Source organism: Streptomyces sp. NPDC044704 (assembly GCF_056433525.1).
Window position 1 is genome coordinate 52,657 of record NZ_JBWKGY010000029.1, and the last position, 24,190, is coordinate 76,846.

The 24,190-nt window shown below is 69.3% G+C and carries 23 protein-coding genes and 3 pseudogenes; 13 read left to right on the plus strand and 13 right to left on the minus strand.

The window, feature by feature from the left end; genetic code table 11:
• Positions 1 to 366: 366 nt before the first annotated feature.
• The 3 genes from AC07B0_RS37410 to AC07B0_RS37420 all read right to left on the minus strand — a co-directional run bounded on the left by AC07B0_RS37410 (position 367) and on the right by AC07B0_RS37420 (position 5,024).
• Positions 367 to 921, minus strand: coding sequence for a hypothetical protein (locus AC07B0_RS37410; RefSeq protein ID WP_478900235.1), 555 nt, complete (start codon positions 919 to 921; stop codon positions 367 to 369).
• 508 nt (positions 922 to 1,429) lie between these two features.
• The gene (locus AC07B0_RS37415; protein WP_478900236.1) at positions 1,430 to 3,073 is read right to left on the minus strand and encodes an ABC-F family ATP-binding cassette domain-containing protein; all 1,644 of its coding nucleotides are present in this window, start codon (positions 3,071 to 3,073) and stop codon (positions 1,430 to 1,432) included.
• Between the two features lie 556 nt (positions 3,074 to 3,629).
• Entirely contained in the window at positions 3,630 to 5,024 is a 1,395-nt protein-coding gene (locus AC07B0_RS37420; protein WP_478900238.1) for a sporulation protein, read from the minus strand.
• 332 nt (positions 5,025 to 5,356) lie between these two features.
• Here AC07B0_RS37420 and AC07B0_RS37425 point away from each other — a divergent pair, with 332 nt between their 5' ends.
• From AC07B0_RS37425 to AC07B0_RS37435, 3 genes are all read left to right on the plus strand, one after another.
• Positions 5,357 to 7,123 carry an asparagine synthetase B family protein gene (locus tag AC07B0_RS37425; protein ID WP_478900239.1) on the plus strand — a complete coding sequence of 589 codons (1,767 nt, stop codon included), beginning with the start codon at positions 5,357 to 5,359 and terminating at the stop codon, positions 7,121 to 7,123.
• Between the two features lie 28 nt (positions 7,124 to 7,151).
• Positions 7,152 to 7,589 (plus strand): NUDIX domain-containing protein, encoded by a 438-nt coding sequence (locus AC07B0_RS37430; RefSeq protein ID WP_478900240.1) that lies wholly within the window; start codon positions 7,152 to 7,154, stop codon positions 7,587 to 7,589.
• Between the two features lie 72 nt (positions 7,590 to 7,661).
• Positions 7,662 to 8,981 (plus strand): UDP-glucose dehydrogenase family protein, encoded by a 1,320-nt coding sequence (locus AC07B0_RS37435; protein WP_478900241.1) that lies wholly within the window; start codon positions 7,662 to 7,664, stop codon positions 8,979 to 8,981.
• A gap of 866 nt (positions 8,982 to 9,847) precedes the next feature.
• On the opposite strand, the pseudogene AC07B0_RS37440 reads toward AC07B0_RS37435, so the two are convergent.
• Positions 9,848 to 10,671: pseudogene (locus tag AC07B0_RS37440) on the minus strand (IS5 family transposase).
• 590 nt (positions 10,672 to 11,261) lie between these two features.
• On the opposite strand from AC07B0_RS37440, the gene AC07B0_RS37445 reads away from it, so the two are divergent.
• The 3 genes from AC07B0_RS37445 (at position 11,262) to AC07B0_RS37455 (ending at position 13,860) form a co-directional block, all read left to right on the plus strand.
• Positions 11,262 to 11,966, plus strand: a complete 705-nt coding sequence (locus AC07B0_RS37445; RefSeq protein WP_469382687.1) for a cyclodityrosine synthase — start codon at positions 11,262 to 11,264, stop codon at positions 11,964 to 11,966.
• Positions 11,963 to 13,183, plus strand: coding sequence for a cytochrome P450 (locus AC07B0_RS37450; protein ID WP_469382686.1), 1,221 nt, complete (start codon positions 11,963 to 11,965; stop codon positions 13,181 to 13,183). The genes AC07B0_RS37445 and AC07B0_RS37450 overlap by 4 nt, the downstream gene beginning before the upstream one ends.
• A 245-nt stretch (positions 13,184 to 13,428) precedes the next feature.
• The gene (locus AC07B0_RS37455) at positions 13,429 to 13,860 is read left to right on the plus strand and encodes a hypothetical protein (protein WP_469382685.1); all 432 of its coding nucleotides are present in this window, start codon (positions 13,429 to 13,431) and stop codon (positions 13,858 to 13,860) included.
• On the opposite strand, the gene AC07B0_RS37460 is transcribed toward AC07B0_RS37455, so the two are convergent.
• The 4 genes and pseudogenes from AC07B0_RS37460 to AC07B0_RS37475 form a co-directional block, all read right to left on the minus strand.
• Complete coding sequence (locus tag AC07B0_RS37460; protein ID WP_469382684.1) at positions 13,842 to 14,108, minus strand: hypothetical protein; 267 nt, start codon at positions 14,106 to 14,108, stop codon at positions 13,842 to 13,844. The two genes, AC07B0_RS37455 and AC07B0_RS37460, sit on opposite strands and share 19 nt — an antisense overlap.
• 128 nt (positions 14,109 to 14,236) lie before the next feature.
• Positions 14,237 to 14,603, minus strand: a pseudogene (locus AC07B0_RS37465) (transposase family protein); the annotation flags it as partial.
• Positions 14,604 to 14,649: 46 nt separating this feature from the next.
• Positions 14,650 to 15,075 (minus strand): SMI1/KNR4 family protein, encoded by a 426-nt coding sequence (locus tag AC07B0_RS37470; protein ID WP_469382683.1) that lies wholly within the window; start codon positions 15,073 to 15,075, stop codon positions 14,650 to 14,652.
• 339 nt (positions 15,076 to 15,414) lie between these two features.
• The gene (locus AC07B0_RS37475; RefSeq protein WP_469383133.1) at positions 15,415 to 15,897 is read right to left on the minus strand and encodes a hypothetical protein; all 483 of its coding nucleotides are present in this window, start codon (positions 15,895 to 15,897) and stop codon (positions 15,415 to 15,417) included.
• Positions 15,898 to 16,872: 975 nt separating this feature from the next.
• Between AC07B0_RS37475 and AC07B0_RS37480 the strand changes: the two genes are divergently transcribed.
• Complete coding sequence (locus AC07B0_RS37480; RefSeq protein ID WP_469383131.1) at positions 16,873 to 17,349, plus strand: hypothetical protein; 477 nt, start codon at positions 16,873 to 16,875, stop codon at positions 17,347 to 17,349.
• A 79-nt stretch (positions 17,350 to 17,428) separates the two neighbouring features.
• Here AC07B0_RS37480 and AC07B0_RS37485 read toward each other — a convergent pair whose 3' ends face one another.
• Complete coding sequence (locus AC07B0_RS37485; protein WP_469383129.1) at positions 17,429 to 17,932, minus strand: hypothetical protein; 504 nt, start codon at positions 17,930 to 17,932, stop codon at positions 17,429 to 17,431.
• 799 nt (positions 17,933 to 18,731) lie between these two features.
• On the opposite strand from AC07B0_RS37485, the gene AC07B0_RS37490 reads away from it, so the two are divergent.
• A complete protein-coding gene (locus AC07B0_RS37490; RefSeq protein WP_356877631.1) occupies positions 18,732 to 18,905 on the plus strand; it encodes a CsbD family protein in 174 nt (57 codons plus the stop codon).
• A 91-nt stretch (positions 18,906 to 18,996) separates the two neighbouring features.
• Here the strand turns inward: AC07B0_RS37490 and AC07B0_RS37495 are convergent, their stop codons facing one another.
• Positions 18,997 to 19,143 carry a hypothetical protein gene (locus AC07B0_RS37495; protein WP_478900242.1) on the minus strand — a complete coding sequence of 49 codons (147 nt, stop codon included), beginning with the start codon at positions 19,141 to 19,143 and terminating at the stop codon, positions 18,997 to 18,999.
• Positions 19,144 to 19,353, minus strand: a complete 210-nt coding sequence (locus AC07B0_RS37500; RefSeq protein ID WP_356877629.1) for a cold-shock protein — start codon at positions 19,351 to 19,353, stop codon at positions 19,144 to 19,146. It lies immediately after the preceding gene.
• A gap of 170 nt (positions 19,354 to 19,523) precedes the next feature.
• On the opposite strand from AC07B0_RS37500, the gene AC07B0_RS37505 reads away from it, so the two are divergent.
• The gene (locus tag AC07B0_RS37505; protein WP_469383125.1) at positions 19,524 to 20,087 is read left to right on the plus strand and encodes a DUF6886 family protein; all 564 of its coding nucleotides are present in this window, start codon (positions 19,524 to 19,526) and stop codon (positions 20,085 to 20,087) included.
• A gap of 47 nt (positions 20,088 to 20,134) precedes the next feature.
• Here AC07B0_RS37505 and AC07B0_RS37510 read toward each other — a convergent pair whose 3' ends face one another.
• Positions 20,135 to 21,265 carry a GDSL-type esterase/lipase family protein gene (locus tag AC07B0_RS37510; RefSeq protein ID WP_478900244.1) on the minus strand — a complete coding sequence of 377 codons (1,131 nt, stop codon included), beginning with the start codon at positions 21,263 to 21,265 and terminating at the stop codon, positions 20,135 to 20,137.
• 156 nt (positions 21,266 to 21,421) lie between these two features.
• Between AC07B0_RS37510 and AC07B0_RS37515 the strand changes: the two genes are divergently transcribed.
• The 4 genes from AC07B0_RS37515 (at position 21,422) to AC07B0_RS37530 (ending at position 23,943) form a co-directional block, all read left to right on the plus strand.
• The gene (locus AC07B0_RS37515) at positions 21,422 to 21,913 is read left to right on the plus strand and encodes a MarR family winged helix-turn-helix transcriptional regulator (protein WP_478900245.1); all 492 of its coding nucleotides are present in this window, start codon (positions 21,422 to 21,424) and stop codon (positions 21,911 to 21,913) included.
• 109 nt (positions 21,914 to 22,022) lie between these two features.
• The gene (locus AC07B0_RS37520) at positions 22,023 to 22,262 is read left to right on the plus strand and encodes a hypothetical protein (RefSeq protein ID WP_356877625.1); all 240 of its coding nucleotides are present in this window, start codon (positions 22,023 to 22,025) and stop codon (positions 22,260 to 22,262) included.
• 299 nt (positions 22,263 to 22,561) lie between these two features.
• Positions 22,562 to 23,011 (plus strand): SRPBCC family protein, encoded by a 450-nt coding sequence (locus AC07B0_RS37525; RefSeq protein ID WP_356877624.1) that lies wholly within the window; start codon positions 22,562 to 22,564, stop codon positions 23,009 to 23,011.
• A gap of 416 nt (positions 23,012 to 23,427) precedes the next feature.
• Positions 23,428 to 23,943, plus strand: coding sequence for a hypothetical protein (locus AC07B0_RS37530; protein ID WP_478900246.1), 516 nt, complete (start codon positions 23,428 to 23,430; stop codon positions 23,941 to 23,943).
• 79 nt (positions 23,944 to 24,022) lie between these two features.
• On the opposite strand, the pseudogene AC07B0_RS37535 reads toward AC07B0_RS37530, so the two are convergent.
• A pseudogene (locus AC07B0_RS37535) lies at positions 24,023 to 24,190 on the minus strand (PRC-barrel domain containing protein); the annotation flags it as partial.

Sequence of the window (24,190 nt, forward strand, 5' to 3'; positions counted from 1 at the left end):
GGACCGGGGACCCCTATGCCAACGGCTTCGGCACCGGCTTGAACGACGGCCATGGGCTGCCGGGGTACGAGCCGCCCAGGAGCCGTCACCGCTCACCCGTCCCCGCAGGGGCGGTCGGCGACCCGGACGGCGCTGCCGCGGGCTGATCGGTAGTCACCACTACTGAACCGGTGAGTTCCGTGACCGCAGGCCAGGGCACGTCGGGGACGGCTGCTTCCCGGGCTCCGGTGGGTACGGGGTGCCCGGTCCGGTGCAGGTGATGGTGGTCCCGGGTCGCCCATCGTCCAGATCAACCGCCGGGCCCCACCGGAGCTTGGTCCTCAGGATCGAGGAATTCGGCCTGTCGGGGTGTCCGCTCCTCTTGCGTCAATTCGCCGGGTTGACGTTGAGGGTGTTGGGGATGGAGATCGTGCCGTACGTGCTGAAGCAGGCGATGCCCTGGGGGAAGTTGTTGTCAACGCAAGCCGCGCTGTTGTTGTTTCCGAAGTTCACTGTCACTTGAAACGTGGGGTTGTCCGTCTGTCGGTACACGGCGACACCGGTAGTTCCAGGGATGAGCGCGAATGCGCCGCTGGTGCCTCCTGCGGGGATCACCGAATTCACAGCGGGGGAGCCTGCGACACCGGTTACCGACGCCAGGGTCAGAGACACATTGAGGTTGTTCCGCACGACCCAGTTGTGGCTCACTGCGGTCAGGCCCACCAGGTGTCCCGCACCCGCCACGTGTCCGCTTCCGACGAGGTTGTCCCGGCCCGCCGCGCTGTTCCCGTCACCGATGTTCGTAACGTTCCCGGAACCGTTGTTGAACACCACCGCACCGGGCTGATCCAGCGGCACCACCATGTCCGCCACCGCAGGCGACGACAACACCACAGCCGAAGCAAAAGCAACGGTAGCCGAAATGACACCCAGGCGTCGCATCCAGAACTCCGTGACTCGATGAACGAACCCCTCAAAACTGAGAGCGCGGCAAGACAAACACGCACCACCACACCCGGCCCAGCACCAACACGACTCAACAGCGAAACCGCCCAAAAACCAGAAAGCATGTTTATTCACCTTCTGGTCACGTTGGAGGCCCTCCCCCACCTCTGACCCCAGCCGCCGGCATCGTGCGCCGCTCGTCCGGCACCGGTGACTCGGGCTCGCCAGGGGCTCACCGGCGACCAGCGCCGTCCGCGACGGGGGCGGCCTGCCCCGAGGCGGGGTGGGAGTTCCGGCTGGTGGGCGCCCCGGATGCGGTCGTGGTCCGCAATGTTCGGCGGCCGGCCGGCTATCGGCACCCGAGGCGCCGGGTGGAGTCGGCCGCCTGATGGAGGAACAGGCCGCGAGGACGCGCCGAGCAGCCGACGGGCACGATCCCGGGCGTGAGTAGTCGCGGTACCCGAAGTGCCGCCGAGCAGGCCGGGACAGGCGTGCAGCGTGCGGATCACCCTGAGGTTTCGGCGAGGGTCCCGTCGTGCAGGTGGAAGCGTCGGGTGATCCGTACCGTTTCCAGCAGTCGGCGGTCGTGGGAGACCAGCAGCAGAGTGCCGGTGTAGGAGTCCAGGGCGGATTCGAGTTGTTCGATGGCCGGCAGGTCGAGGTGGTTGGTCGGCTCGTCCAGCACCAGCAGGTTCACCCCGCGGCCCTGCAACAGTGCGAGTGCGGCCCGTGTCCTTTCGCCGGGGGACAGGGTGTCCGCCGGGCGCAGGACGTGGTCGGCGCCCAAGCCGAATTTCGCCAGCAGGGTGCGGACTTCGGCGGGCTCCGTCTGCGGGACAGCGGTCCGGAATGCGTCCTGGAGGGATTCGGCTCCGTGGAACAGGGCCCGGGCCTGGTCGATCTCGCCGATCACCACCCCTGAGCCGAGCGACTGGCGGCCGGCGGCGAGCGGGACACGGCCCAGGAGGGCGCCCAGCAACGTCGACTTTCCGGTGCCGTTCGCACCGGTGATCGCGACACGGTCGGCCCAGTCGACCTGCAAGGTCAGGGGTCCCAGCGTGAAGTCGCCGCGCCGGACGGTGGCCTCGTGCAGCGTGGCGACGACCGTCCCGGAACGGGGCGCGGCGGCGATCTGCATGCGCAGCTGCCACTCCTTGCGCGGCTCCTCCACTTTCTCCAGGCGCTCGATGAGCCGTTCGGCCTGCTTGGCCCGGGCGGCCAGGTTCTCGCTGTTCTCCATCCGGGTGCTGCGGGCGAACTTGTTGTTGTCCCGGCTACGGCGCTGCGCGGTGCGCACGCCCTTGTCCGCCCAGGAGCGGTGGATGGCCGCCCGCTCCTGCAGGGCGGCCTTGCGGTCGGCGTACTCCTCGTACTGCGCGCGGGCCTGGTGGCGGGCGCGCTCGGCTTCCTGCAGGTAGGCGGCGTAGCCGCCGCCGAAGTGGCGCACCTGCTGCTGGGCCTGGTCGAGTTCGAGGACCTGGGTGACGGTGCGGGCGAGGAACTCGCGGTCGTGGCTGACCACGGCCGCGCCCGCGCGCAGCCCGTTGACGAACTGCTCCAGCTGTTCCAGACCGGCCAGGTCGAGGTCGTTGGTGGGCTCGTCCAGCAGGAAGACGTCGAAGCGTGACAGCAGCAGCGAGGCCAGCTGCGCGCGGGCGGCCTGCCCGCCGGACAGCGACGTCATGGCCTGCTCCAGCCCGACGCCCAGGCCGAGTGTGGCGGTGATGTGCTCGGCGCGCTCCTCCAGGTCTGCCCCGCCCAGGCCGAGCCAGCGCTGCAGGCTCGTGTCGTACGCCTCTTCGGCCCCGGCGGCGCCGTCGGCCAGCGCCTGGGAGGCGGTGTCCAGGGCCAGCTGGGCCGCCGCGACACCGGTGCGGCGGGCGAGGAAGGCCGTGACGCTCTCGCCCGGGCGCCGGTCCGCCTCCTGGGGCAGGTAACCGACGCTCGCGCCGGCCGGGGCGAGGTGGACCCGGCCCTGTTCGGGGCGGTCGAGTCCGGCGAGGAGGCGGAGCAGGGTGGACTTCCCGGCCCCGTTGGCGCCGACGAGGCCGATCACCTCGCCCGGTGGCACGACGAGGTCGAGGCCGGTGAACAGGGGGAGGTCGCCGTGGCCTGCGGCGAGGTTCTTGGCGGTCAGGGTTGCGGTCATGCGGTCGCCTACCGGATGGGTCGGTCACCTGTGGTGACGAGTGTGCGGGGAGGTACGCGCTCGGCATCGCGACGACAGGCGGAAGTGCACCGCATCCGGAGAGGGGATGTTCAGGACCTGGGCGGACTCACACGGCACAAAAGGGGGCCGGGAAGACTGCGCAGAGGCGTACACGACCACCACCGTCGGCATGGCCGACCGCGGCGGGGCAGCACGGGCGGATGCCGTGCTGGCAACAGGGGCACGTACCTCAGATGCGCAAGATCCACCTCAATCAGTGACAACAAGACCGTCCACCACGGTACACATCGTGGTCAGCACAGCGCCACCTCGTTCCGCGCCGACGCGAGAGACAGAACCTGGGCCAGGTGCACAAGAGCCCCCGACGCGTGCGCATCGCGTCGGGGGCTCCGTGCTGCTCGGGGATTTCGCCCGCTACACCGGCGGATGGCCAGGGGTCGGGGTGGGCGGCCATGATCGTCAAGCTGAAGAAGACGATCGCCAACAAGAACGTACTTCCCTCTTCAAGGAGGCGGGCGAATACGGGCGAACGTGCTCAGGCGGCGATTCCGAGTTCGGTTCGGGTGCGGTGGATGAACTCGCGGACGGCCGGCTCGCGGCGCCAGGGGGTGAGGGCGGTGTTGAACTCGCGGACGTAGTCCTTGGCCCGGGAGGACTGGACGCGGGCGAGGATGTCCACGGACCGGTTGCCGAGGTCCAAGCCGTGGTCGAGGTCGCGGGCCTGGAGGTGGGCGGTCCCCACGATTGCCAGCCGCATACCGACGGAGCGGGTGAACACTCCGGACGGCATCGCCGCGGCCCGCTGGTTCCAGGCCAGGGCCGCCTTGGGGTTCTTCAGGTCCCGGAAGACCTCGGCGGCGTCCGCGGAGAGGCGGGCGTGGTGATAGAAGTCGATCCAGGCGGGTTCTGAACCGCTTGTGGCATCGGCCTGGCCCAAGAGGTCTTCGGAGGCGGCCAGGGCCCGTGCGGCGGCCCTGGCGTCCCTCTCCCGGGCGTGGGCACGGGCCTCGATCAGCTTGGTGAATGCCAGGACACGCGGGGCGGCCTGGCCTTTGGCCCGTTCGAAGGCTCCCTGGGCCATGTCGACGGCCTCGGAGCCGAAGCCCCGCAGCAGGGACTGCATGGCCATGGTGGTCAGGACATAGCAGCCGAGCTGCACGTCGCCGCCCGCGCGGGCCAGGCGGAGGGCTTGGATGAAGTGCCGTTGGGCGACGTCGTGCTGGCCGACGTCGAACGCGGTCCACCCGGCGAGGCGGGACAGCTCGCTGGTGACGGAGAACAGGTCGCGGCCGACTGCATCGGTGAAGGAGCCCCGCAGCAGCGGGGCGGCCCGTTCCTGGAGGCAGACGGTGACGGAGTTGGCCTTCCAGTTGCCGCCTCCGTATTTGGAGTCCCAGCGGCGGGCCTCGTCGGCAGCGTCACGGAGTTCTTCCAGGTCGGCCCGGCCGACCTGCTTCTTCCCGCCGGCTACATCGGCCGCCTCGTCGGCGGGGGTGACCAGCCAGCGGGTCACGGGGGTGGTGAACGCGGAGACGGCGAAGCCGGATCCGGTTAAGAAGTCGCGGCGGTTCACGAAGCTCCAGAACGAGGTGGCCACTCGGACCGCGTCAGCACGGTCCCGCGGGAAATCCAACCCCACATCCGCGTCCGGTGCCTCCGCATCGCCCATACCGATTTCGTCAAGTGCCACCGGACGGCCGAGCCGTTCGGAGATCGCCTGAGCCAGGAACATGGGCACCGGCCACTTGGGGATCATGCCCCGCTGGCACCAGTTCGCGATGGAGGTATGCGAGTAGTCCGTCGTGAGCCCGGCCTGCTGGGCGAGCTGGTTGACCCGCAGGGCCAGAGACTTGTGGCTCGCGCCTGAGGTCTCGATGAGCCGGTCCAGGTCCGCGTTGGGCGGACGCTTCCGGCGGCTGGTCGAAGCCACCCGAATCCCCTTTTCCACCAGGTCAGCAACATGGCTGCTGACGAGGAAACGCCACGAGTCCGGGCCGCGTCGACTGGGCATTTTCAGTCGTACGCATTCCGGCAGGGCACGGGGAGGCCGTTCGCCTCTCCGCGTCTGGAGCCACCGAGGGTATTGCCCTCGGAACCCTGGGTGAACCTGCTTTGCGAGTTGTGAGCCCCCCTGCGAGCCCTGCCCGGCCTGCGGGCCGGGGAGGTGTGATGAGGGCACAGGCCGCCGCCGGGACGCCAGGAAGGGGCTCCCGGAGGCGACGGCCGTCAAGCACCACGACTTCACGCTCGGGGGTGAACCAGATGTGCGGAATCGCAGGACTGGCCGGAGGCGACGCTCTCCGGCACGAGAAGACCGTCGCCGCGATGGGCGACTCGCAGCGCTACCGCGGCCCGGACGGCACCATGCACGCCGCCGCCCGGGACGGACGGGCAGTGCTGGCCATGAACACCCTCCTGATCGTCGACCCGCAGGCCATGCCCGGCCCCTACCTCGACCGGGATACCGGCATCCTGCTGGCCTTCAACGGAGAGATCTACAACTGGCGACAGCAGGCCGCCGCCTGGGGTATCAAGGTGAGCGAGCGGGAGTCGGACGCCCACTTCCTGCTGCGGGCCTGGGCCAAGATCGGCCCGTCCTGCCTGGACGGACTGGACGGCATGTTCGCCCTCTCCGTCTACGACCCGCGGACGGCGAAGCTGTTCCTGGCTCGCGACCGGCTCGGGGAGAAGCCGCTCTACTGGCGCCTGGACGGGGGCCGGCTCGCGTTCGCCTCCGAGGTCACCACGTTGACCGGCTACGGGCCGGCCCCGCTCGTCTTACGGCCGGAGGTCACCGCGATCGAGACGCCGACCGGCGTGGACACCCCGTTCCAGGGGATCCAGCTGCTGGCTCCGGCCACGCTGCTGGCCTTCGACGTCACCACCGGCTCGATCGACCAGATCACCTGGTGGCACCTGGAAGACAGGGCCGCATACGGCGGCACCTACGACCAAGCCCTGGCCAGGTTCTCCACGATCCTGGCCGAGCAGATCCCGCTGCGGTCCCCGGCCTGCGACTTCGCCCTCCTCCTCTCGGGAGGCCTGGACTCGGCGGTGCTGGCCTACCTGATGCGGCCCCCGGTCTGCGTCACGGTCCGCTACCCGGGCCAGGACCGCTTGGACGAGTCCTCCAAGGCGGCCGTGATCGCCCGGGACATAAAGGCCGAGTTGGTCGTGGTCGAGCCGGGCCACGTCGACTTCACTCGGGCCCTGCCGCACATGATGCGGGCCCAGGACTACCCGATGGGCAACGCGTCCACGTTCTCCGAGCACATGGCCTACCGGAAGATCGCCGACCTCGGCCTGCGGGTCGTGATCGGCGGGCTCGGGCCGGATGAGTTCCTGATGGGCTACGTCCGCCAGGCCCTGGTCCTCTTCGGCCCCGATGCCGTCCTGAACGCGGGGCTCGACGCCTACCAGCCGCTGGCCTCCAAGCTCATGCACACCGCCGGCGAACTCCTCGACCCGGCGGAGGCGGTCACCCGGCTGATCCTTCGCGGCCCGGACCCCGACGGCCGCCTCCGTGATCTCGTCGCCGACGCGATGGCCCGCGCGGGCGGGGACCTGGCCCGCGGCCTGACCCTGGCGGACCTGGCGACGGCCTGGAGGCCACTGGTGATGACCAGCGACAAGCTCGCCTCCGCGTACGCGCTCGAGCGCCGGTCCCCCTACCTGGCCCGCGACCTGGTCGAGCTGTCCTACCGGCTGCCAGTCGACTACAAGATCACCGATCCGGCTCAGGGCAAGCGGATCCTGCGGGACGCTGCCAGGGCACTGGGCCTGCCGAAGGAGGTCTGGGCCAGCCGGGACAAGCTCGGCTTCGCCTCCCCGGTCCCGTCCTGGCTCAACGACAGCCTCGCGGCCTGGGCCGACTCCCAGATCCGCATGGCCCTCACCGACGCCCCGCCCGCGTTCCGCCCCCTCCTCGAGGGGGGTTTGCAGCCCGGCGGCCGGTTCGACCGCACTCGCATGCAGGCCCTCATGGCCGCCGCATGGTTTTCGGACCAGACGGTGAAGGCTGCCGCATGATCCCCAACCCCCTTACTACGGTGAGGGGATGCACTCCGAGAACACCGCCACCGAGGAGCCGGCCGCCGCCCGCGGAGCCGTCGCGATCGTCACCAACCGCCGCGGCGAACTCCTCCTCCATCTCCGCGACGACCTCCCCGAGATCGCTTGGCCCGCCCACTGGTCCGTCCTGGGCGGCGGCTGCGACCCCGGGGAATCCCCCGCCGACGCCATCGTCCGCGAGCTCGACGAAGAAGCGGGTCTGACCGTCGAGAACCTGACCGAGCTGTTCGAGATCACCGACCACCGCGGCTCCGGTCAGATCATCACCTTCTTCTCCGGCTCCTGGGACGGCGACGAGACGGACCTGCTTCTCTCCGAGGGCGTCAAGCTCCAGTTCTTCGCCCCCGACTACCTCGACATCCTCACGATCCCGCCGTTCATCCGGGACGGGATCTACCGCTGCCTGGCCGCCAGGCCCTCCTGACGCACCGCCCTTCCGGGCGGGGCAACGGTGGGGCCGCCCACGACGGCCCCACCCGAAGGGACAACCCCGCTCATGAAGATGACCGTCATCGGATGCGGCTACCTCGGCGCCACCCATGCCGCCTGCATGGCCGAACTCGGCCACGAGGTCCTGGGCATGGACTCCGACATCGACAAGGTCCACACCCTCAACTCCGGCAAGGCCCCGTTCTTCGAACGCGACCTGGACGGGCTCCTCGCCAAGCACACCGCGACCGGCCGGCTCCGCTTCACCGCCTCCTATGCCGAGGCCGCCGACTTCGCAGACCTGCACTTCATCGGCGTCGGCACCCCCAACCAGCCCGGCACCGACGCCTACGACCTCACCCACCTCTTCGACGCCGTCCGCCGCCTCGCCCCCGGCCTGACAACCCCGGCTGTCGTCGCGGTCAAGTCCACCGTCCCCGTCGGCACCGCACCCCGCGTCGCCGACATCCTGCGCGAGTACGCCCCCGCCGGCGATCTCGTCGAGGTCGCCTGGAACCCCGAGTTCCTCCGCGAGTCCTCCACGGTCGACGACACCCTCCGCCCCGACCGGCTCGTCCTCGGCTTCAACACCACCCACTCCTGGGCCGAAGCCCTCCTGCGTCAGGCGTTCGAGAAGATCATCGAGTCGGGGACGCCCACGATCGTCACGGACTGGGCCACCGCCGAGCTCGCCAAGGGCGCCGCGAACTCCTACCTCGGCACCAAGATCTCCTTCATCAACGCGATGGCCGAGGTCTGCGAAGCCTCCGGCGCCAACGTCGCCGAGCTCGCCGACATCCTCGGCCACGACCACCGCATCGGCCGCCATGGCATGCGGCCCGGACTCGGCTTCGGCGGCGGCTGCCTGCCCAAGGACCTCGCAGGCTTCATCACCCGCGCCGACGAGCTCGATGCCTGCCAGGCGGTCGGCATGCTGCGCGAAGCCGCCGCCGTCAACGCCCGCCGCCGCCAGCGCGTCATCGACCTCGCCTGCGGTGAGCTCGGAGGCGACCTGCGGGGCAAGCGGATCACCGTCTGGGGCGCCGCCTTCAAGCCCGAGACCGACGACGTCCGCGACGCGCCCGCCCTCGCCGTCGCTCAGGCCCTCCACGACCTCGGCGCCACCGTCACCGTCACCGACCCCAAGGCCCTCGACAACGCCCGCAAGCTCCACCCCGAGCTCGACTACGTCGAAGACCCCATCGCCGCCGTCGACGACGCCGACCTCCTCCTCCACCTCACCGAGTGGCACCACTTCACCACCATCGACCCCAAGCGCCTCGCCACCCGCACCACCACCCTCAAGGTCATCGACGCCCGCGGCACCCTCAACACCGACCAGTGGCGCGATGCCGGCTGGATCACCCGAACCCTCGGCCGTCCCTGACCAACACCCCCACATCCGGCATCGTCACAACCTTCGCGTAGCGAACGCCCGGCTCGCCGGTCCTCGGCGGGTCGGCCCGCGTGGCCGGCCCCCGGTCTCCGATCATCTCGCGCACCTCGGAGAGGTTGCCCCACGCTCCCCACAACACCGGCGGGCACACCAGCTCCAGTGCATCCAGGTCGGGCCCGCCGTCCGCGAGCACGGCGTTGGAGAACACTACGGCTGGAGAATGGGGTTACGTGGGTATGCGCTCGGGAGCGTTGCGTGCCTCAGGACCCCTTATTTCTGGTTCCCTCCGAAGATCTTCCGTGCGGTTGGGATCCCCAACTACTCGACAGCGGTGTGCGGAGGCAGCCCGCACGTACTCCCGGAACCGGGCTGCCCGGCCCCACACGAGGCCCGGGCAGCCTGCATGCGGCCTCAGCCTCACGCCGCGCGTGCCGCCCACCATCGAGCCCGTCACCGCGCTCTGGTTCCACGGCGACCAGCTGCCGCCCGAGCCACCGGAACACATCGACCCCAACGGCCGAGCGGCCTCCAACAAGACTTCGCGGACCGGCAGGTCACCGAGCCCTTCGAAGACATCGCGCAGTGGTTCGCCAACGAGCGCCGCAGGCCCGGATCGCTCCTGCGCGGCACCTGACATCGTGCTCCCGGGTCAGGTGACGGTGACGCGCAGAATGTACGGCTCCCCGCGACTCACCGCGCGGACCTGCTCCCGCTGATCCGCGAGGGGCGAAGCCCAGCAGCGCCCGGTCCTCGGCCCGCACCAGGGCAGGACCTCGGCGGCGGGCCGGCCGCGGTGCGTGTACGCGAGCTCCGCGAAAGCCCGCTGGCAGGGGGCGCCTAGGTTCTGTCGTCAAATGTCACGCCCACATCAGGAGTGATGCGAGGGTGACGGCCGCTTCGTAGGACTGGGCGGTTTTGTCATAGCGCGATGCCGCGCCACTGCTTCAGGCGGTTGAAGCACCGTTCCACGACGTTGCGGTGTTTGTAGACCTCGCGGTCGAAGAGCGGCGGGCGGCCACCGCGGCTGCCTCGCCGGGCCCGGTTGCCGACCTGGTCGGTCCGCTCGGGAATCGTGTGCGGTATGCCCCGGCGGCGGAGCCAGGCGCGGATCGCCTTCGAGCTGTAGCCCTTGTCACCCAGGACGTGATCGGGCCGGGTGCGGGGTCGCCCAGGTCCGATCCGGGGCACCCGGACCGCTTCCATCACGGCAGTGAACCGGGTGCAGTCGTTGGTGTTGCCGCCCGTGACGACGAAGGCGAGCGGACGGCCCCGGCCGTCACAGGCCAGATGAATCTTGCTGGTCAGACCGCCTCTGGACCGGCCGATGGCCGGGTTGCGGAGCCCCCTTTTCGGGCCCCGCCGCATGCTGGTGGGCCCGGACGACCGTGGAATCGACGGACACCAGCCACTCGATGTCGCCCGCCGCGTCCGCCTTCGCCTGGGCGGCCCGCAGCATCCGGTCGAACGTCCCGTCCGCCGCCCACCTGCGAAAACGCGTATGCAGCGTGGCCCACGGACCATAACGCTCAGGCACATCCCGCCAGGCCGTCCCGGTCCGGAACTTCCACACGATCCCGTTCAGGACCCTGCGGTCGTCCAACCGCTTCCGCCCCCGCACCGACACGGGCAGCAACGGCCTGACGAACTCCCACTCGGCATCAGACAGTTCATGGCGACGTATCACGACACCATGATCCACCAGTGATGATCATTTGAAGACACTGCCTAGGTGCCCGTGCTGTCGGGGCACACCGGACCCCGACGCCGCAGCCCTAGACGGCGGTAGTGCCGGAGCCCGCGGCACGAGGTTGTCCCGGCATGGACAGTTACGACGAAGACGTCCTCGGCGTACGCATGGACCCAGCACCGACACCCGCCTGTTGCGAGCGCGTCGCCCGCCGCGCGGCACGCGGGCCGACGGTGCAGGGCGGCGGCCTCCGCGCCCGGGCCGACGGTGCAGAGCCGCGGCCCGTCTGCCAGGTGGTCGCCCGGGCGCGCCAGTCATCTCGGCGCTGACGAGGTGGAGGGCACAGGTTCGATTCTTCGGTGAATCCGGCCGCCCAGCATCGGCCGGCGACACCACCGCGGCCGGGGCCGGGCAGGGCGATCCTGTGCGGCGCCGCTGTCGCCTGATGGTCAGTCCGTACTCGGCCGCAGCCCTTCCGTTACCGTGTGTATCAATGCCTTGCGGCTAGAGTGACGAGTCCGTGGCGTTCACGCCGGCGGGCACGGGGCTCGTCCGGCAGCAGCACGCGGTGGAGGATCACGCGTGTGATCACAGCATCCCCGTCGATGGCCGACGCGTTCCGGGTGGAGCCCTACACGCGCCACTGCGAGGTCATCCGCGACGAGGGCGCGCACGTCGTGATCGGCGTCTCGCCCGGCAACAGCTACTTCTCCGCCCAGCGCCTGCACGACCTCGCCGCCTGGGGCCTGCACCACTACGACCAGGTCGACTTCGTCTACACCGACCTCCATGTGGCCGAGATGTACGAGGCGCACGGGTACGGCCCCGACGACGCCCGCAAGAAGGCGGCGAAGAACCTGCGGGGCCTGCGGGCGAAGTTGCGTGACGCCGCGTCGGCGGCGGGTCCGGCCCGGGCGCGGCTGCGCTGGCGTCCCGTGTCCGACTTCCGCACCAACACCGCCTACCGGGAGATCCACCGGCAGCTGAAGCACCGCCTGGAGACCGACGCCGACCTCCGCAGGGCCTGCGACGAGCTGGTGAGCCGGTTCCTCACCTCGGGAGGGCAGGAGGCGACCGACCGGCAGCGCGCGGTATGCCTGGAGTACGTGTGCGCCGAGGCACCACTGTTCCTCGACACTCCCGCGATCATCGGCGTGCCGTCCTCGCTCAACTGCTACCACCGACTCCTGCCGCTCGCGGAACTCCTCTACTCCCGGGGCGCCGGCCTGCGCGCCTCCCGCAACCAGGGCCACGCCATCGTCACCCCCGCCGAAGGAGCCCGCGCATGACCACGACCACCAACGGCCGGCCCCCGGCCGTCGGCAGCCACGACCTGCTCGACTTCCCGTTCTCCCGGGACGGCAGCCGGCTCCCCGATGAGCTGGCATTACTGCGCGCGGCCACCCCGGTGCGACGGGTCCGCACGATCGCCGGGGACGAGGCGTGGCTGGTGTCCTCGTACCGGCTGTGCAAACAGGTCCTCACGGACGACCGGTTCTCGCTGAAGGACACCTCGGCGCCGGGCGTGCCCCGGCAGTACGCCCTGACGATCCCGCCCGAGGTCGTCAACAACATGGGCAACATCGCCGGTTCAGGGCTGCGCAGGGCGGTGATGAAGGCGCTGAACCCGAAGGCGCCCGGACTGGTGCGGTGGCTGCGCCAGGAGGCGGGGCGGCTCGTCGACCGACTCGTCGAGGACGGCCCCACGGCCGACCTGCGCGGCGCGTTCTGCGAGCCGTACTCCGCCGGTCTGCACTGCCGCATCCTCGGAATCCCGCAGAGCGAGGGCCCTGCGCTCCTGCGGAGCCTGGACATCGCGTTCATGAACTCCGCCTGCCCGATCGCCGGCGCGAAGATCAACTGGGACCGCGACATCGCCCGCATGACCTTCCTGATGGACGATCCCGCCACCACCGGCCTCATGGGGGAACTCGCCGCCCTGCGTGACAACCCGGACTACGCGCACCTGACCGATGAGATGCTGGCCACCGTCGGCGTCACCATGTTCGGCGCCGGCACTGTCTCCACCTCCGGCTTCCTCACCATGGCTGTGGTGCACCTCCTCACCCACCGCACCACCTGGGACCTGCTGCGGGACCACCGCGATCTGATCGACGCGGGCGTGGAGGAACTGCTGCGGGTGAACCTTTCCATCGGTGACGCCCTTCCCCGGCTCGCACTCGCCGACGTGCGGCTCGGAGATGTCGACGTCAAACGGGGGGAGCTGGTCCTGGTGCTGGTCGAGGGCGCGAACTTCGACCCGGAGACTTTCGCCGACCCCCACCGCTTCCGCCTGGACCGCGCCAATGCCGCCGACCACTTCTCCTTCGGGGGCGGCTCCCACTACTGCCCCGCCACCGCACTCGGACGCGTCCACGCCCGGATCGCCCTGGAGGCACTGCTGGACCGACTGCCGGACCTCGAACTCGCCGTTCCAGTAAGCCAGTTGGTCTGGCGAACGGGCTTCATGAAGCGGATCCCCGAGCGGCTTCCGGTGATGTGGTAGCCGCTCGCCGCCCGCTGTGCAGGACTCCGCTGCGGGCGGCGATGCCTCGGAGCTCGGGTGTGATCCGTCCGGAGAGGAGCAGGCCGGAGACGAGGGACTTCACAGCTGGGCGGGCGTGGGTTTCCTGAGGGGCCCCGTACTCGGCCTGGAGGAGGGCCCGGATGCATTCGTCTCGTTGGCCCCATTGCGCGAAGGCCTTCGCGCGGTCGGTGAAGTAGAGTGCGCGCCGCTCCGTGGTGGGGAGGGTGGGTGCTGGCGCCGAGGCTGTCGGCGATGGCGGTGGCCTCGCTGGTCAGCTCACGCATGCCGGCCTGGTCGCGTTGGTGGGCGACGGTGTAGGCCGCGCACTGGACGAGCAGGCCGCGCTGGGCGATCCCGGCGTTTCCGAGTTCGCGCAGGGCCGGATCGTCGGCGGCGTTCAGGGCGAGAGTCAGGGCCTGGTCGTGCCGTCCCGCCTTTCGGGCGAGGACGGCCTGCTGGCGGGCCGCTTCGGCGACCGCGACGGGTACCCCGCCGGCGGCGGCGAACTGCCGGGCGCGGTCGGCTGCCGTCCAGCCGAGTCGCGGCTCGTCGAGCTTGACGAGGATGCGTGTCGCCAGGAGGTAGGCCTGTGCCAGCAGGGGGAAGTTGTCGCTGTTGGCCTGGTGCCCGGCGGAGATCAGGCGTGGAAGGCGTAGGGCGAGGCTGGAGTACGCGCAGTCGTTGAAGTCTGCCGTGGCGCGGTGCAGTGCTGCCGGGAGGCGGTCCGGGGGCGTGTCTGGGGCCGCGTGGCCGAGGCCCAGCACGCGTCGCGCAGCCCCGCGACGAACGTCTCGCCGAGTTGCGCCTCCTCGGTCTCGGCCGGGGTGGCGCCGGCGAGGGGGGCTCCCATGGCGGCCGCCGCGGTGACCGCCAGGTTCGCGAGCAGCTGCCTTCGCGTCCGCACCGGGTCCTCTCCGTCGTCGTGCCCTGGGGTTTTCAGGGTAGGGGCGGGCAGGCTGGGATACGGCCCGGTTCGCTGACTGCGTGGGTCCGGGTGGGCGCCCGTAGCTGGGGCGAGGCCGAGGTCCTGGGGGTGTCGGCGTCGATGACCACCTGGTGGTGGCGGAGTACCGGTAGTTCTTGGACCGCTGGGCGATGGTGTGGTCGCGGGTGGGGACCAGGGTGCCGTCCACGATGAGCACGGTGTCCTTGGCGAACCGCTTGCGGGGCTGGAGCGCGAGCATCGGACCGAGGTGGTCGATGATCCGGTCCGCCGCCGACTTGGACACCCCGAACAGCGGAGTGAGCTGCCGCATGGTCAGGTTCGTGCGCCAGCAGGCCGCAACCAGCAGGGCCCGATCCTTCAGCGGAGGGCCCCACGGCCGGCTCTGGCACGGGGGATCGGCCCAGTGAACGGGGCTGTCCAGGACGGTTCCGACGCCGTGATCACACCAGCCACGCCAAGAGCATCTCGTCGTTCCCCGGTGGCTCTGTGAGCCGAGCTGTCAAAGATTGATCTGCCCCGTCAGCCACCATTCAAGGTACTTGGCCAGGCTCGGTGCCACCCAGGTACGGCTGTCGTCCTCGTGGTTCCAGACGAAGACATCGGGCCGCCGCAGGCCAGGCAGAAGGGCGAACAGATCACCGTTGCCGGCGTCCGCGAAGAAGAGCAGCGGATCGAACGGCATGTAGAGGGTGGCGAGTTCACCGTCATCGCGAAGGGTCCGGTTCTCGGTGGCGATCCGCTCGGCAGACCAGATGAGCCCGTCTCCGTACTCACCCTCGATGCCGTCGCTCTCCCGGAGCACCGAAACCAGGTCCTCAGGCAGCGGATGCCCAAGGGACGAGGCGCAGCGGAGCAGCGCCGACTCTGACACTGGAGGCTGAAAGACCGCGGGCCCGGGAAGGGCCTCGACGAGTTCAATCCACACAGTTGATCCAACCTCTACGAGACGCGCCGGTGACCACACCAACTCAGCACTCCATCGGCGTGAGCCGACGCCGACCACTCGAGCGGCGCGCCCGATCACCGAGTGAAGAGTATGACCCGGCTCGCCCTCCGCCTGATGCCGCACCGGACAAATACGGGACAGCCCCTAGGGCCTGTCGTCAAACTCCCGTCGTCGCCCGGAGGGCGGCCCTGCGGCGTCTGGTGCGTGCTCTCGGTGCGCCGGGCGGAAGCCCGCGTACTGGACGTACTTGGCTTTCGCCCGGTGCGGCGAGAGCGCGTGCCAGGCGTCGCGGGGCAGACGGGAGTTTGACGACAGGCCCTAGCCCCTGGTACAGAGCACCGTCACCAAGATGACGTCCTGGTCGGGTTGAAGATTCGGACGCTTGCTCTCGAAATCAGTGGGGCTCATCGCTGAACACCCACCCTTCTCCGAGTGCAGGAAGGTCTCCGAGCTTCGCTCTGAAGGCTTCCAGTCCCTAGCCGACAGCTCATCAAAGCCCTTCTTCAACGCGCCCAGAGAGGATTCCTTGTCATGCGGCGCAAACAGGGCGATCACCGTTTCCCCCTCCCTCTTCGGCTTCGGCTGATCCAGCTTGACTCCGGCGCCCAGCATCGCTTTCTTCACCTCCTCGGCCGCCTCCTGCGCCGAAGACCAACCCACAATCTGCGCGGAAGGAGAACTCCCCGCACTGCCTCCACTGCCAGAAGTGGAAGGTGAAGTCTTAACGCCCCCACCACTGCCAGTACCGGATTCCGGCTTGTCGGACTCACCAGCACAACCGGCCACGAAGGCCGTAATCACGCAAAACGTCACTATTGACCGAAGTCGCACAATTCCCCCACAGCCTCAACGGCCCATCTGTATGCAGTCGGTAGTTTCACACAACCCTCCAACCGAAAAACCACTGCCCCACACCGCACTCCGCACCCGTTAACGCCTCTTCAACGAGCCGGCTCTACGAACCCGGTGCCGTGCGCTTCGTTCCGGACCAGTTCGGAGTTCCACTTCGCTCCACCCCGAACAGTCCGCTCCGCAGGCATGAGTGACCCCATTTCACGGGGTCCGGGCCTACAACCCACTGGGGCGGGTCCGCCCCGCTCCCCCACCCGGGCCCTTCCGGATCCGCCTCCAAGACCAGCACGGATGCCCCCGTCCGAGTGGCTTGATCAACTCCGCCGTGACACGCAAGGCATGCCCGTCGTACTCAAGTCCCCCACCACAAACAGGAGACACACATGCTGCTGGCCCCCGCCTTCCTCCCCGCCGCAGGCCTCATCGCTGACCTCCTCGCCTTCTTCCGCTAACGAAGACTCACCCCACGACAGCCGCAGAAAGGACGGCCGGTACCTCCACCACAGGGGTACCGGCCGCCCTCATCTCCGCAGAGGCATGGTTGACAAGACACCCAGCGGCGACGCGCACAAGACGAAGCTCTCAACGCTCACCCTGGCGGAGAGCGACGGCGTTCCGGCCCTGACCCGCTCTTCTCAGGCACACTGAACGCGCCTGAGTGAGTGACTGAGATCCGGGCCCGTCGCCGACATGCGAGACCGCATGGTTCTACGCCCCGTGTACCACCAGCCGTACGGGTACTCCTGCGCGTGGAGTGAGGGGACGAGCGGGCCGGTGCGGGAACCTTTCCCCTCTTGGGGTGCCGGGGGGCGCCCGGCCCGCTCCGGATCGGGGCGAGGCTCACCCCCGGATGGCCGATATCGCAGGTCGGCGGGGGTTGGGAGGGTGCTCGCGTCAGTTCTCACCGACCTCGGAGAGGTTCGCATGTCCCACCGTACGAAGCTGCGCGGAGCCATGATCGGCGCGTGCGCCGCGATGCTGCTGGCAGGTCCCAGCCTGCTGGCAGCGCCTGCGCAGGCACACCCCCACCAGCTGTCCGCCAGTACTGCCGCACGGCCGTCTACCAGGGCGGAGACGTTCGTCAACACGTTCGTCATCCACTACAAGGACGCGGTCCTGCAGCAGCAGAATGAGGGCAAGACTCCCGCCCAGGTACGGGAGGAGTACTTCACCAAGGAGTTCGACACCGCCCTCTACGCGTGGGAGGAGAAGAACCAGGACTCCAATGGCGTTTTCCGTCGGGAGGATACTCCGACGGGCTGGACGGTGAACCACGACAGTGCCACCGCGGAGAACGAGAAGGTCCTCGTGAAGTTCGTGTTCGAGGATGAAGGCACCAAGACGGTCATGTTCAACGTGCAACTCGCCACCCTGATGATCAGCGACATCCAGGACATGTAGCCCCGGCGAAACGCCCCCGGCGCGACTACGGGCAGCGTGGGTGGGCGGGCCGACCGGCCCGCCCACGCTGTTTCCGGTATCAGAGGGCGGGCCGGCTGATGGTGAAGTCGCCGAGCTTGTTCACGCCGGGCGTCGGGTCGGTCATCTTGCCGGTGATCTTGGTGACGCGGGTGCGGGATCCCAGCAGACTAGTGCTCTCACAGAGCACGCCCTTGCTGAACGCGATCCCGGTCGGCGAGCCGAACCGGATCGATCCCTTGCCCAGGTTGTCGACGTCGAGGGTGAAGCTGGACGTGGTGGAGACGTCTTGGCCCGAGGGCAGGGTGACGTTGACCTGGAGGATGTTGCTGTTCGGCGCCTGTGAGGTGACGGTCACCGCGTACTTGCTAGTCACGGCGTCGACGGTCACCGACAGCTCGCCGGTGAACGGGACGGGCGGGGTCGTGGTGCCCGTGTAGTCGGAGATGGCACCGCCGCATGTGTTCGGCGTGACCAGGGCCACGGCCGGTGCTGCGGCACCGAGAGTCGTGACCGCCAGCGTGGTGGCGACGGCCGCCATGAAAGCGCGGGTGCGGTAGGTCATGGGAATCTCTCCTGGGTGAGTGGAGGCCAACCAGTTCGCCGTCCGGGCAGGAATCCAAGGTCTCCGCCGGATGCCAGTGACTGCCGGGGGGCATGGGCGAGTTGCCTGCCGCAACAGAACGGGGGCCGCCCGCATTACCGGCCCGGCAGATCCCCTCGCGGCCCGTAAGACGAGAACGATCGAACACGACAGCGACGACTACCTGGCCGACTAGAACATTTGCGCGGCAATCGCACAGACATTGCAACTTGAGCCGCGGCGTCATCCTGACAGCCCCCACAAGGCAATCCCGAGCGCCACCCACAGCGTTCACTCGAACGCACATGCAGTATCGATTCTTCGCCTCACCCACCCCGCCGGCCCGCATGCCGCCTCGGCCAGCCCCGCCCATCGCGGGATGCACCGGCCACCTCCCGGCACCCACCCGCCCTCGAACTCGCAGCCCCCACCCCCGGGCAGGGTCGCGCCCTTCTCACCCGAGCCCCGGGCGACGATGCGGCCGCCGACCCGTCGTAGGGCGAGCACCGGATCCTCTGCCTGAGTGCCGGGGACTGCTCTGGACGACGGCCGCGGACAGATCCAGCCGCGCGAACGACCTCGCCCCGGCCACCGTCGTCCCGCCCGTGCCCGGAGGCGGCAAGACCGTCCGCGCTCGCCTCCCCCGGTAGCAAGCTGGGCGATATCGAAGCCCCCATGAGGCCGGGCGGGGCCTGTCGTTTCGCCGGCCACGTTTACGAGGGCTTCCGGTGGCCATACGGGGTTGCGTAAGGCGTTTCCACCGAAGAGGGAGTGATCAGCTGTGTCTGGTGAGCAGAAGGCCGAGGCGAAGGGCGAGCAGGCTAAGGGCAAGCTCAAGGAGACCGCTGGCCGCCTGACGGGCAACGAGCGGCTGACCGCCGAGGGCCGCGCGGAGCAGGCCACGGGCGACGCCCGCGAGGCCAAGGAGAAGGTCAAGGACGTCTTCAAGCGCTGACCGGCATACGTCTGGGCCGGGACCGCAGGAGCGGTCCCGGCCCTTCAGCGCGAGAAGGCGGGTGGACAGTCGACTGGCAGCGACACCACGCCTACCTCGCCAGCTCCTCGCGGGCGGCGCCCGCCTTGAGGACGTCGTGCCCGGGGTCATCCTGCACGGCGAGGACGTCGGACGCCGGCTCGCCTCGCTCAGTTGGGGGCGGAGTGGGCGAGCGGTCCTCGGTGAGGATGTTCAGCATCTAGGCGAACTGAACCTCTTCGGCCTGCATGCCCTTCTGTCCCCGGGTGGCGACGAACGTGACGGCCTGCCCTTCCTTGAGGGTCTTGAAGCCGTCAGCCTGGATGGCCTTGAAGTGAACGAAGAGATCATCACCCGACTGGGGCGTGATGAACCCGTACCCCTTCTCGTCGTTGAACCACTTCACCGTTCCGCTCTGCCGATTGCTCACGCTTCCGCCGATCTTTCCGAGGAGGGTCTACGCAGTCATCCCTGCCCACTCCCGGCCCCGGGGAAAACGCGCGTCCGTGCAGGGGCCGTCCGTCCCGGGATCGCACCCTGCGCGCTCCGCATTGATCGCGTACGGGTTGGGGCATGCGGATCGGCTGGTAGAACCGGTTCATGCGTCCACAGGCCGGGGAAGTGCTGCACTTCTCGGAAGACCCGACGATCACCCTGTTCCGCCCGCACATCGCGGCCACCGCCCGGCATGCGGAGGCTGTCGTGTGGGCCGTTGACGCCGTGCAGGCTCCCGACTACTGGTTTCCCCGCCAGTGCCCCCGCGCCATGGCCTGGACCCTGCCCGCCACGGCCCCGGGCGACACGGAGCTCATCCTCGGCCCCGGCGGCGGCCGGCGGGTCCACGCGATCGAATACGGGTGGGTGGAGCGTTTCCTCAGTGTGGAGCTCTTCGCCTACCGCCTCCCCGCCGGCCCCTTCCGCCCCATCGGCGAACCCGTCCCCCACGCTTACGTGTGCACCAGCCCCGTCGAACCCCTGGGACCCGCCGAACCGGTCGGCGACCTGCTTCAACTACACCGGGACGCTGGGATCCAGCTCCGCGTCCTGGACAACCTGTGGGACTTCTGGGACGCCGTCACCGCCAGCACCCTGGGCTTCGGAGGCATCCGCCTGCGCAACGCCCTCCCCCGCCGCGAACGCGCCGCAACCACCGGCCCGGAATGACTACGCCACACACGCAGGGGTCTAGCGGGGCGATGCGTGGCGTGGGTTCACAGGCGCAGGTTCGCGAGGTCGACGGCACCGGCCATGGCGTGCGCGCCCGCGTCGTTGAGGTGGAGGTGGTCACCGCTGTCGAGGTCGGCACGGATGAAGTCGGGCGCGTCGGGGTCCTGGACGGCGGCCGCGATGTCGGCCACGGAGTCGAATGCGGTGGAGGTGCGGATCCACGCGTTGACCTCGCGGCGTATCTCCCGGCCTTCGGGGGTGTCGATGCCGGGGTAGATGGTGCCGGCGTAGGGGCCCATGGTCATGCCGATGGTGGCCAGGCGGGCCGAACGCGCGCGTTCGGCGAGTTCGGTGAAGCCCGCGATCAGGTCCGGCGCGCTGGCCGGGGGTTCGCCGGTCATGCCGGGCAGGCCCAAGTCGTTGAGGCCGAAGTGGAAGAGCACGTGGGTGGCGCCCGGCACCTGGAGTACATCGCGTTCAAGGCGGGCCAGGCCGCGCAGCCCGACCTCGTCGGTCAGCAGGCGGTTGCCGCCGATGCCCTGGTTGACGACCCAGCCCTTGCCGAGTCGACGGTTCAGTTGGTTGGGGAAGCGTTGGTTGGTACCGGTCGAGGTGCCGACCCCTTCGAACCATGAGTCGCCGAACGCAACGGCGACTGCCGTGCCCTCGGGAGCCAGGACGTCGACGCCGGTGACGTAGTAGCGGCCGTCGGTCTCTTCGGCCTGGGCGAAGTCCGCGGAGAGGGCGTTACCGGGCAGCACGTAGGCGTTCTGCGACGGGGTGTGGGAGTACGTCGCGAGACCGGTTTCCTCGGGCAGGTAGAGGGTCAACGCCAGATCGGTGCCGGCCGATACCGCGAGGGCGATCGGGTCACTGAGCAGGCGCTCGCCGGCGGGGATGGCCACCTCGGTTGCGCCGCCGAAGCGCAGTGCGGTGTCGGTGGTGGGATCGATGGCGCTGCCGCTGGTGCTGATGGCGAGCCGCGCCGCCTCGATGATCAGGGGTTTCTTGCCGTACTCGTTGCTGAACAGGATGCGCAGCGCTTCGCCGCCGCCGTCGAGGTGGAGGATCTGACGCAGCGTCTGGTCGTGGAACGCACGGGAGGACTTGATCTGGATGCTCTCGTGGGGGCTGAGGACGGCGGAGCGGAAGGCGGCGGTCCATGTGGGCGTCATGGGGACTCCTGGTGCGGAACGGGGTGGGAGGTGGGTGTCGGCGACACCCACTTTAGTTGCCGTGAGGAATATCCTCGCGGCAGGTAAAGATCTACCGTCTAGGTATTCCTCGCGTCAACTATCCGCGCGGCAAATGTTTTGAGCTAGGGTGAGCGCATGCACCCCGACCTCTTCGACGACCCCCGACTGACGGCCGCCGGCCTCTTCTTCGAGGCTCACGACGGCCTGCTCACGCGTCTCGCGCCGACCCTGGAGAAGGCGGGCCTCTCGTCGTTGGACTTCGGCACGCTGACGCGGCTGAGCCGTTCCCCCGGGGGGCGGTTGCGGATGAGCGACCTGGCCACCCAGTCACTGTTGTCAACCAGTGGCGTCACGAGAGTGGTCGACCGCCTGGAACGCGGGGGCCTGGTACGCCGAGAGGCGAGTCCCGACGACCGGCGCAGCACCTACGCCGTCCTCACCCCGGAAGGCGAGGGCCGGCTGCGCGAAGTGCTGTCCGACCACCTGGAGGAGATCGAGTACTGGTTCACGGGCCTCTTCACTTCCGAACAGCTGGGTGAACTGGTCGCCCGCCTCCGGACGCTCCGCGACGCCGTGCATCCGAATGCCGCGACGAACACTGCCCCACCGCCCACCGCCGCACGGTGAGAGTTCCCGGGGCGCGGCGGGAGGGGGACGCGGAGCGGGACGGGCATGGGCATGGGCAGTATCCGGGTGATCCGGGTTACCGACGCTCGCCTGCCTCGTTGCACCGGGCATGAAGAAGATCATCACCATCGCCGCCGTCGCGCTCGCCGCGGCGGCCATGTCCGCGCCCGCCCACGCCGACAACGACGCCAACTTCGGCGGCGGCGTCAACGCCGCCAACAACTGGAACTTCACCGCAGCCGCCGTCTGCCTCCAGGAAGTCGCCGTCGTCCCCGTCCTCGGTGACTGGGTCGGAGACCACGCCAACAACTGCGCCAACGGCAACGTCATCGACCACAGCGGCCGATAGCCACAAGCCGCCCGTCGCGGAGACGGCCGCAGCCGGCAGGGCCCGCTGAGAGGTGAACTGCCAGCGGGCCCCTGCCGCGCTCGGCTGCACGCTCAGCAAGGCCGTCAGGGTTTCGCCCGGTCCGCGACTGCTGGAGTCTGCCTGGTCTGGGAAGTGGGCTCGTTCGGGGAGTCACGAGCTGGTTGCCGGGGCAGGCGCGTGGTGAACGGGCACGGATGCCGGTGCCTTTGCGGGAGCCGGACAGGCTTGAGAGCCCCCCGCTCCCGCCTCACCACAGCCCAGATCGAAGGAGACAGGTCATGTCACAGGTCAAGGAGTCCATCGAGGTCGACGTTCCGGTCCGTACGGCGTATGACCAGTGGACGCAGTTCGAGTCGTTCCCGGAGTTCATGGCCGGGGTAGAGCGGATCGAACAGCGCACGGACACGCTCACGCACTGGGTGACGAAGATCAGCGGTGTCGAGCGGGAGTTCGATGCGGAGATCACTGAGCAGATCCCGGATACCAAGGTGGCGTGGGTGACTGTCGGAGGCGACAGCGAGCAGTCCGGCCTGGTGACCTTCGAGCCCATCGACCCCACCCATACGCAGGTCACGCTGATGATGGACTTCGACCCCGAGGGGATGGCGGAGAACATCGGCGACAAGCTGGGCTTCGTCGACCGTCAGGTCAAGGGGGACCTGAAGCGCTTCAAGCACTTCATCGAGGACCGCGGTTCGGCCACCGGACAGTGGCGAGGCCAGGTCTGACAACACTCGTCGAACCCCTTCGGCAGGGACCGGTTTTTCCCGCTGGGGGAGGCGGCCGCCGCGCGGAACACCCGCGGGCGGCCGCCGGTGCGCTGGGCTTCCGCCATGGCTGTCAGCGTGAACGTTGCCCGATGCGGTCCGGCGCGTGGCCGCAGGCTCGGGCTCTCGGGCTCTCTTGCCGCCATTCGGAGCCCGTCCGTATCTCGCACGGGTGACCTGACGGACCGGCACCCCGCGCCGACGGCACACATGTGCGATCTTCGTTCGTGCTTGCGAGGCAGTCGCGGCCCCCGTCCGCGCACCGGCTCGCGTGCCCTGGCTCGATGCCCCTCGTGGTCGCGTCGGGCCGGGGCTGTCACCCCGCATCACTCTCGAGCCGGACCCTGCGGCCGGCCCTGACGGACGACGGAGCACACATGCGAACACTCACCTGGGCAGCACGAGGCGTGGCGGCGGTTTCGGGCGTGGTACTCGCCGGGACACTCCTTGTGCCCGCCGCGTCGGCGTACCAGGGCCCCGAGCCCAAGGCGCCGGTGACGGAGCCGGCTGCGGCTGAACAGAGCATCGACGGCAAGTGCCAGACCAGCCGTGATGTCAGCTCGACGGTGGTGGACTTCGTTGCTTCCGGGCTCTTCGAGACGGTGTTCCGCTCCGCCACGGACAACCAGGGGCACGCGTTCCTCAACGACAGCCGCAACCCCGGCGTGTGGATCAACCTCGCACTGGTCCCCGGAGCCCCCCGCTGCGTGTACGACACCAGCGTCGCGGTCACTGAAGAGAATCCCGGGCACCTGTTCATCACGCTCCTCGCCAGCGACGGCACCCTCCACCAGGCCACCTGCGCCACCACCAGCAATGCCCCCTTCACCCCGTCGAACCTGCCCACCGCCTGCGCACCCGGTTTCGCGGCCCTCCCTGACACCCCCGTATAGAAGCCCGCAGGCGCCAGCCAACGGTTTGGGCCCCGGCACGCTGTTGAGGGTGCCGGGGCCCAAACCGTTGGGGTGGGGGTCAGGCGGGGCGGCCGCCGAAGGGGGCGCCGGTGCCGTAGTAGGTGCCCAGTTCCTCCCGGTAGCCGGCGTCGCCGATGTGCTTGTCGCGGTGGAACTCGGGAGCGTCCTTGATCTGTTCCTTCGTCCGGTCGACGTAGACCTTCCGCTCGTCCGGGTCGATCCGCAC

Bases quoted from the DNA above. Each gene is read 5' to 3' on its own strand.
- AC07B0_RS37410 (WP_478900235.1), bottom strand. From the start codon at position 921: ATGCGACGCCTGGGTGTCATTTCGGCTACCGTTGCTTTTGCTTCGGCT.
- AC07B0_RS37415 (WP_478900236.1), bottom strand. From the start codon at position 3,073: ATGACCGCAACCCTGACCGCCAAGAACCTCGCCGCAGGCCACGGCGAC.
- AC07B0_RS37425 (WP_478900239.1), top strand. From the start codon at position 5,357: ATGTGCGGAATCGCAGGACTGGCCGGAGGCGACGCTCTCCGGCACGAG.
- AC07B0_RS37430 (WP_478900240.1), top strand. From the start codon at position 7,152: ATGCACTCCGAGAACACCGCCACCGAGGAGCCGGCCGCCGCCCGCGGA.
- AC07B0_RS37435 (WP_478900241.1), top strand. From the start codon at position 7,662: ATGAAGATGACCGTCATCGGATGCGGCTACCTCGGCGCCACCCATGCC.
- AC07B0_RS37450 (WP_469382686.1), top strand. From the start codon at position 11,963: ATGACCACGACCACCAACGGCCGGCCCCCGGCCGTCGGCAGCCACGAC.
- AC07B0_RS37480 (WP_469383131.1), top strand. From the start codon at position 16,873: ATGTCCCACCGTACGAAGCTGCGCGGAGCCATGATCGGCGCGTGCGCC.
- AC07B0_RS37485 (WP_469383129.1), bottom strand. From the start codon at position 17,932: ATGACCTACCGCACCCGCGCTTTCATGGCGGCCGTCGCCACCACGCTG.
- AC07B0_RS37495 (WP_478900242.1), bottom strand. From the start codon at position 19,143: ATGCTGAACATCCTCACCGAGGACCGCTCGCCCACTCCGCCCCCAACT.
- AC07B0_RS37505 (WP_469383125.1), top strand. From the start codon at position 19,524: ATGCGTCCACAGGCCGGGGAAGTGCTGCACTTCTCGGAAGACCCGACG.
- AC07B0_RS37510 (WP_478900244.1), bottom strand. From the start codon at position 21,265: ATGACGCCCACATGGACCGCCGCCTTCCGCTCCGCCGTCCTCAGCCCC.
- AC07B0_RS37515 (WP_478900245.1), top strand. From the start codon at position 21,422: ATGCACCCCGACCTCTTCGACGACCCCCGACTGACGGCCGCCGGCCTC.
- AC07B0_RS37520 (WP_356877625.1), top strand. From the start codon at position 22,023: ATGAAGAAGATCATCACCATCGCCGCCGTCGCGCTCGCCGCGGCGGCC.
- AC07B0_RS37525 (WP_356877624.1), top strand. From the start codon at position 22,562: ATGTCACAGGTCAAGGAGTCCATCGAGGTCGACGTTCCGGTCCGTACG.
- AC07B0_RS37530 (WP_478900246.1), top strand. From the start codon at position 23,428: ATGCGAACACTCACCTGGGCAGCACGAGGCGTGGCGGCGGTTTCGGGC.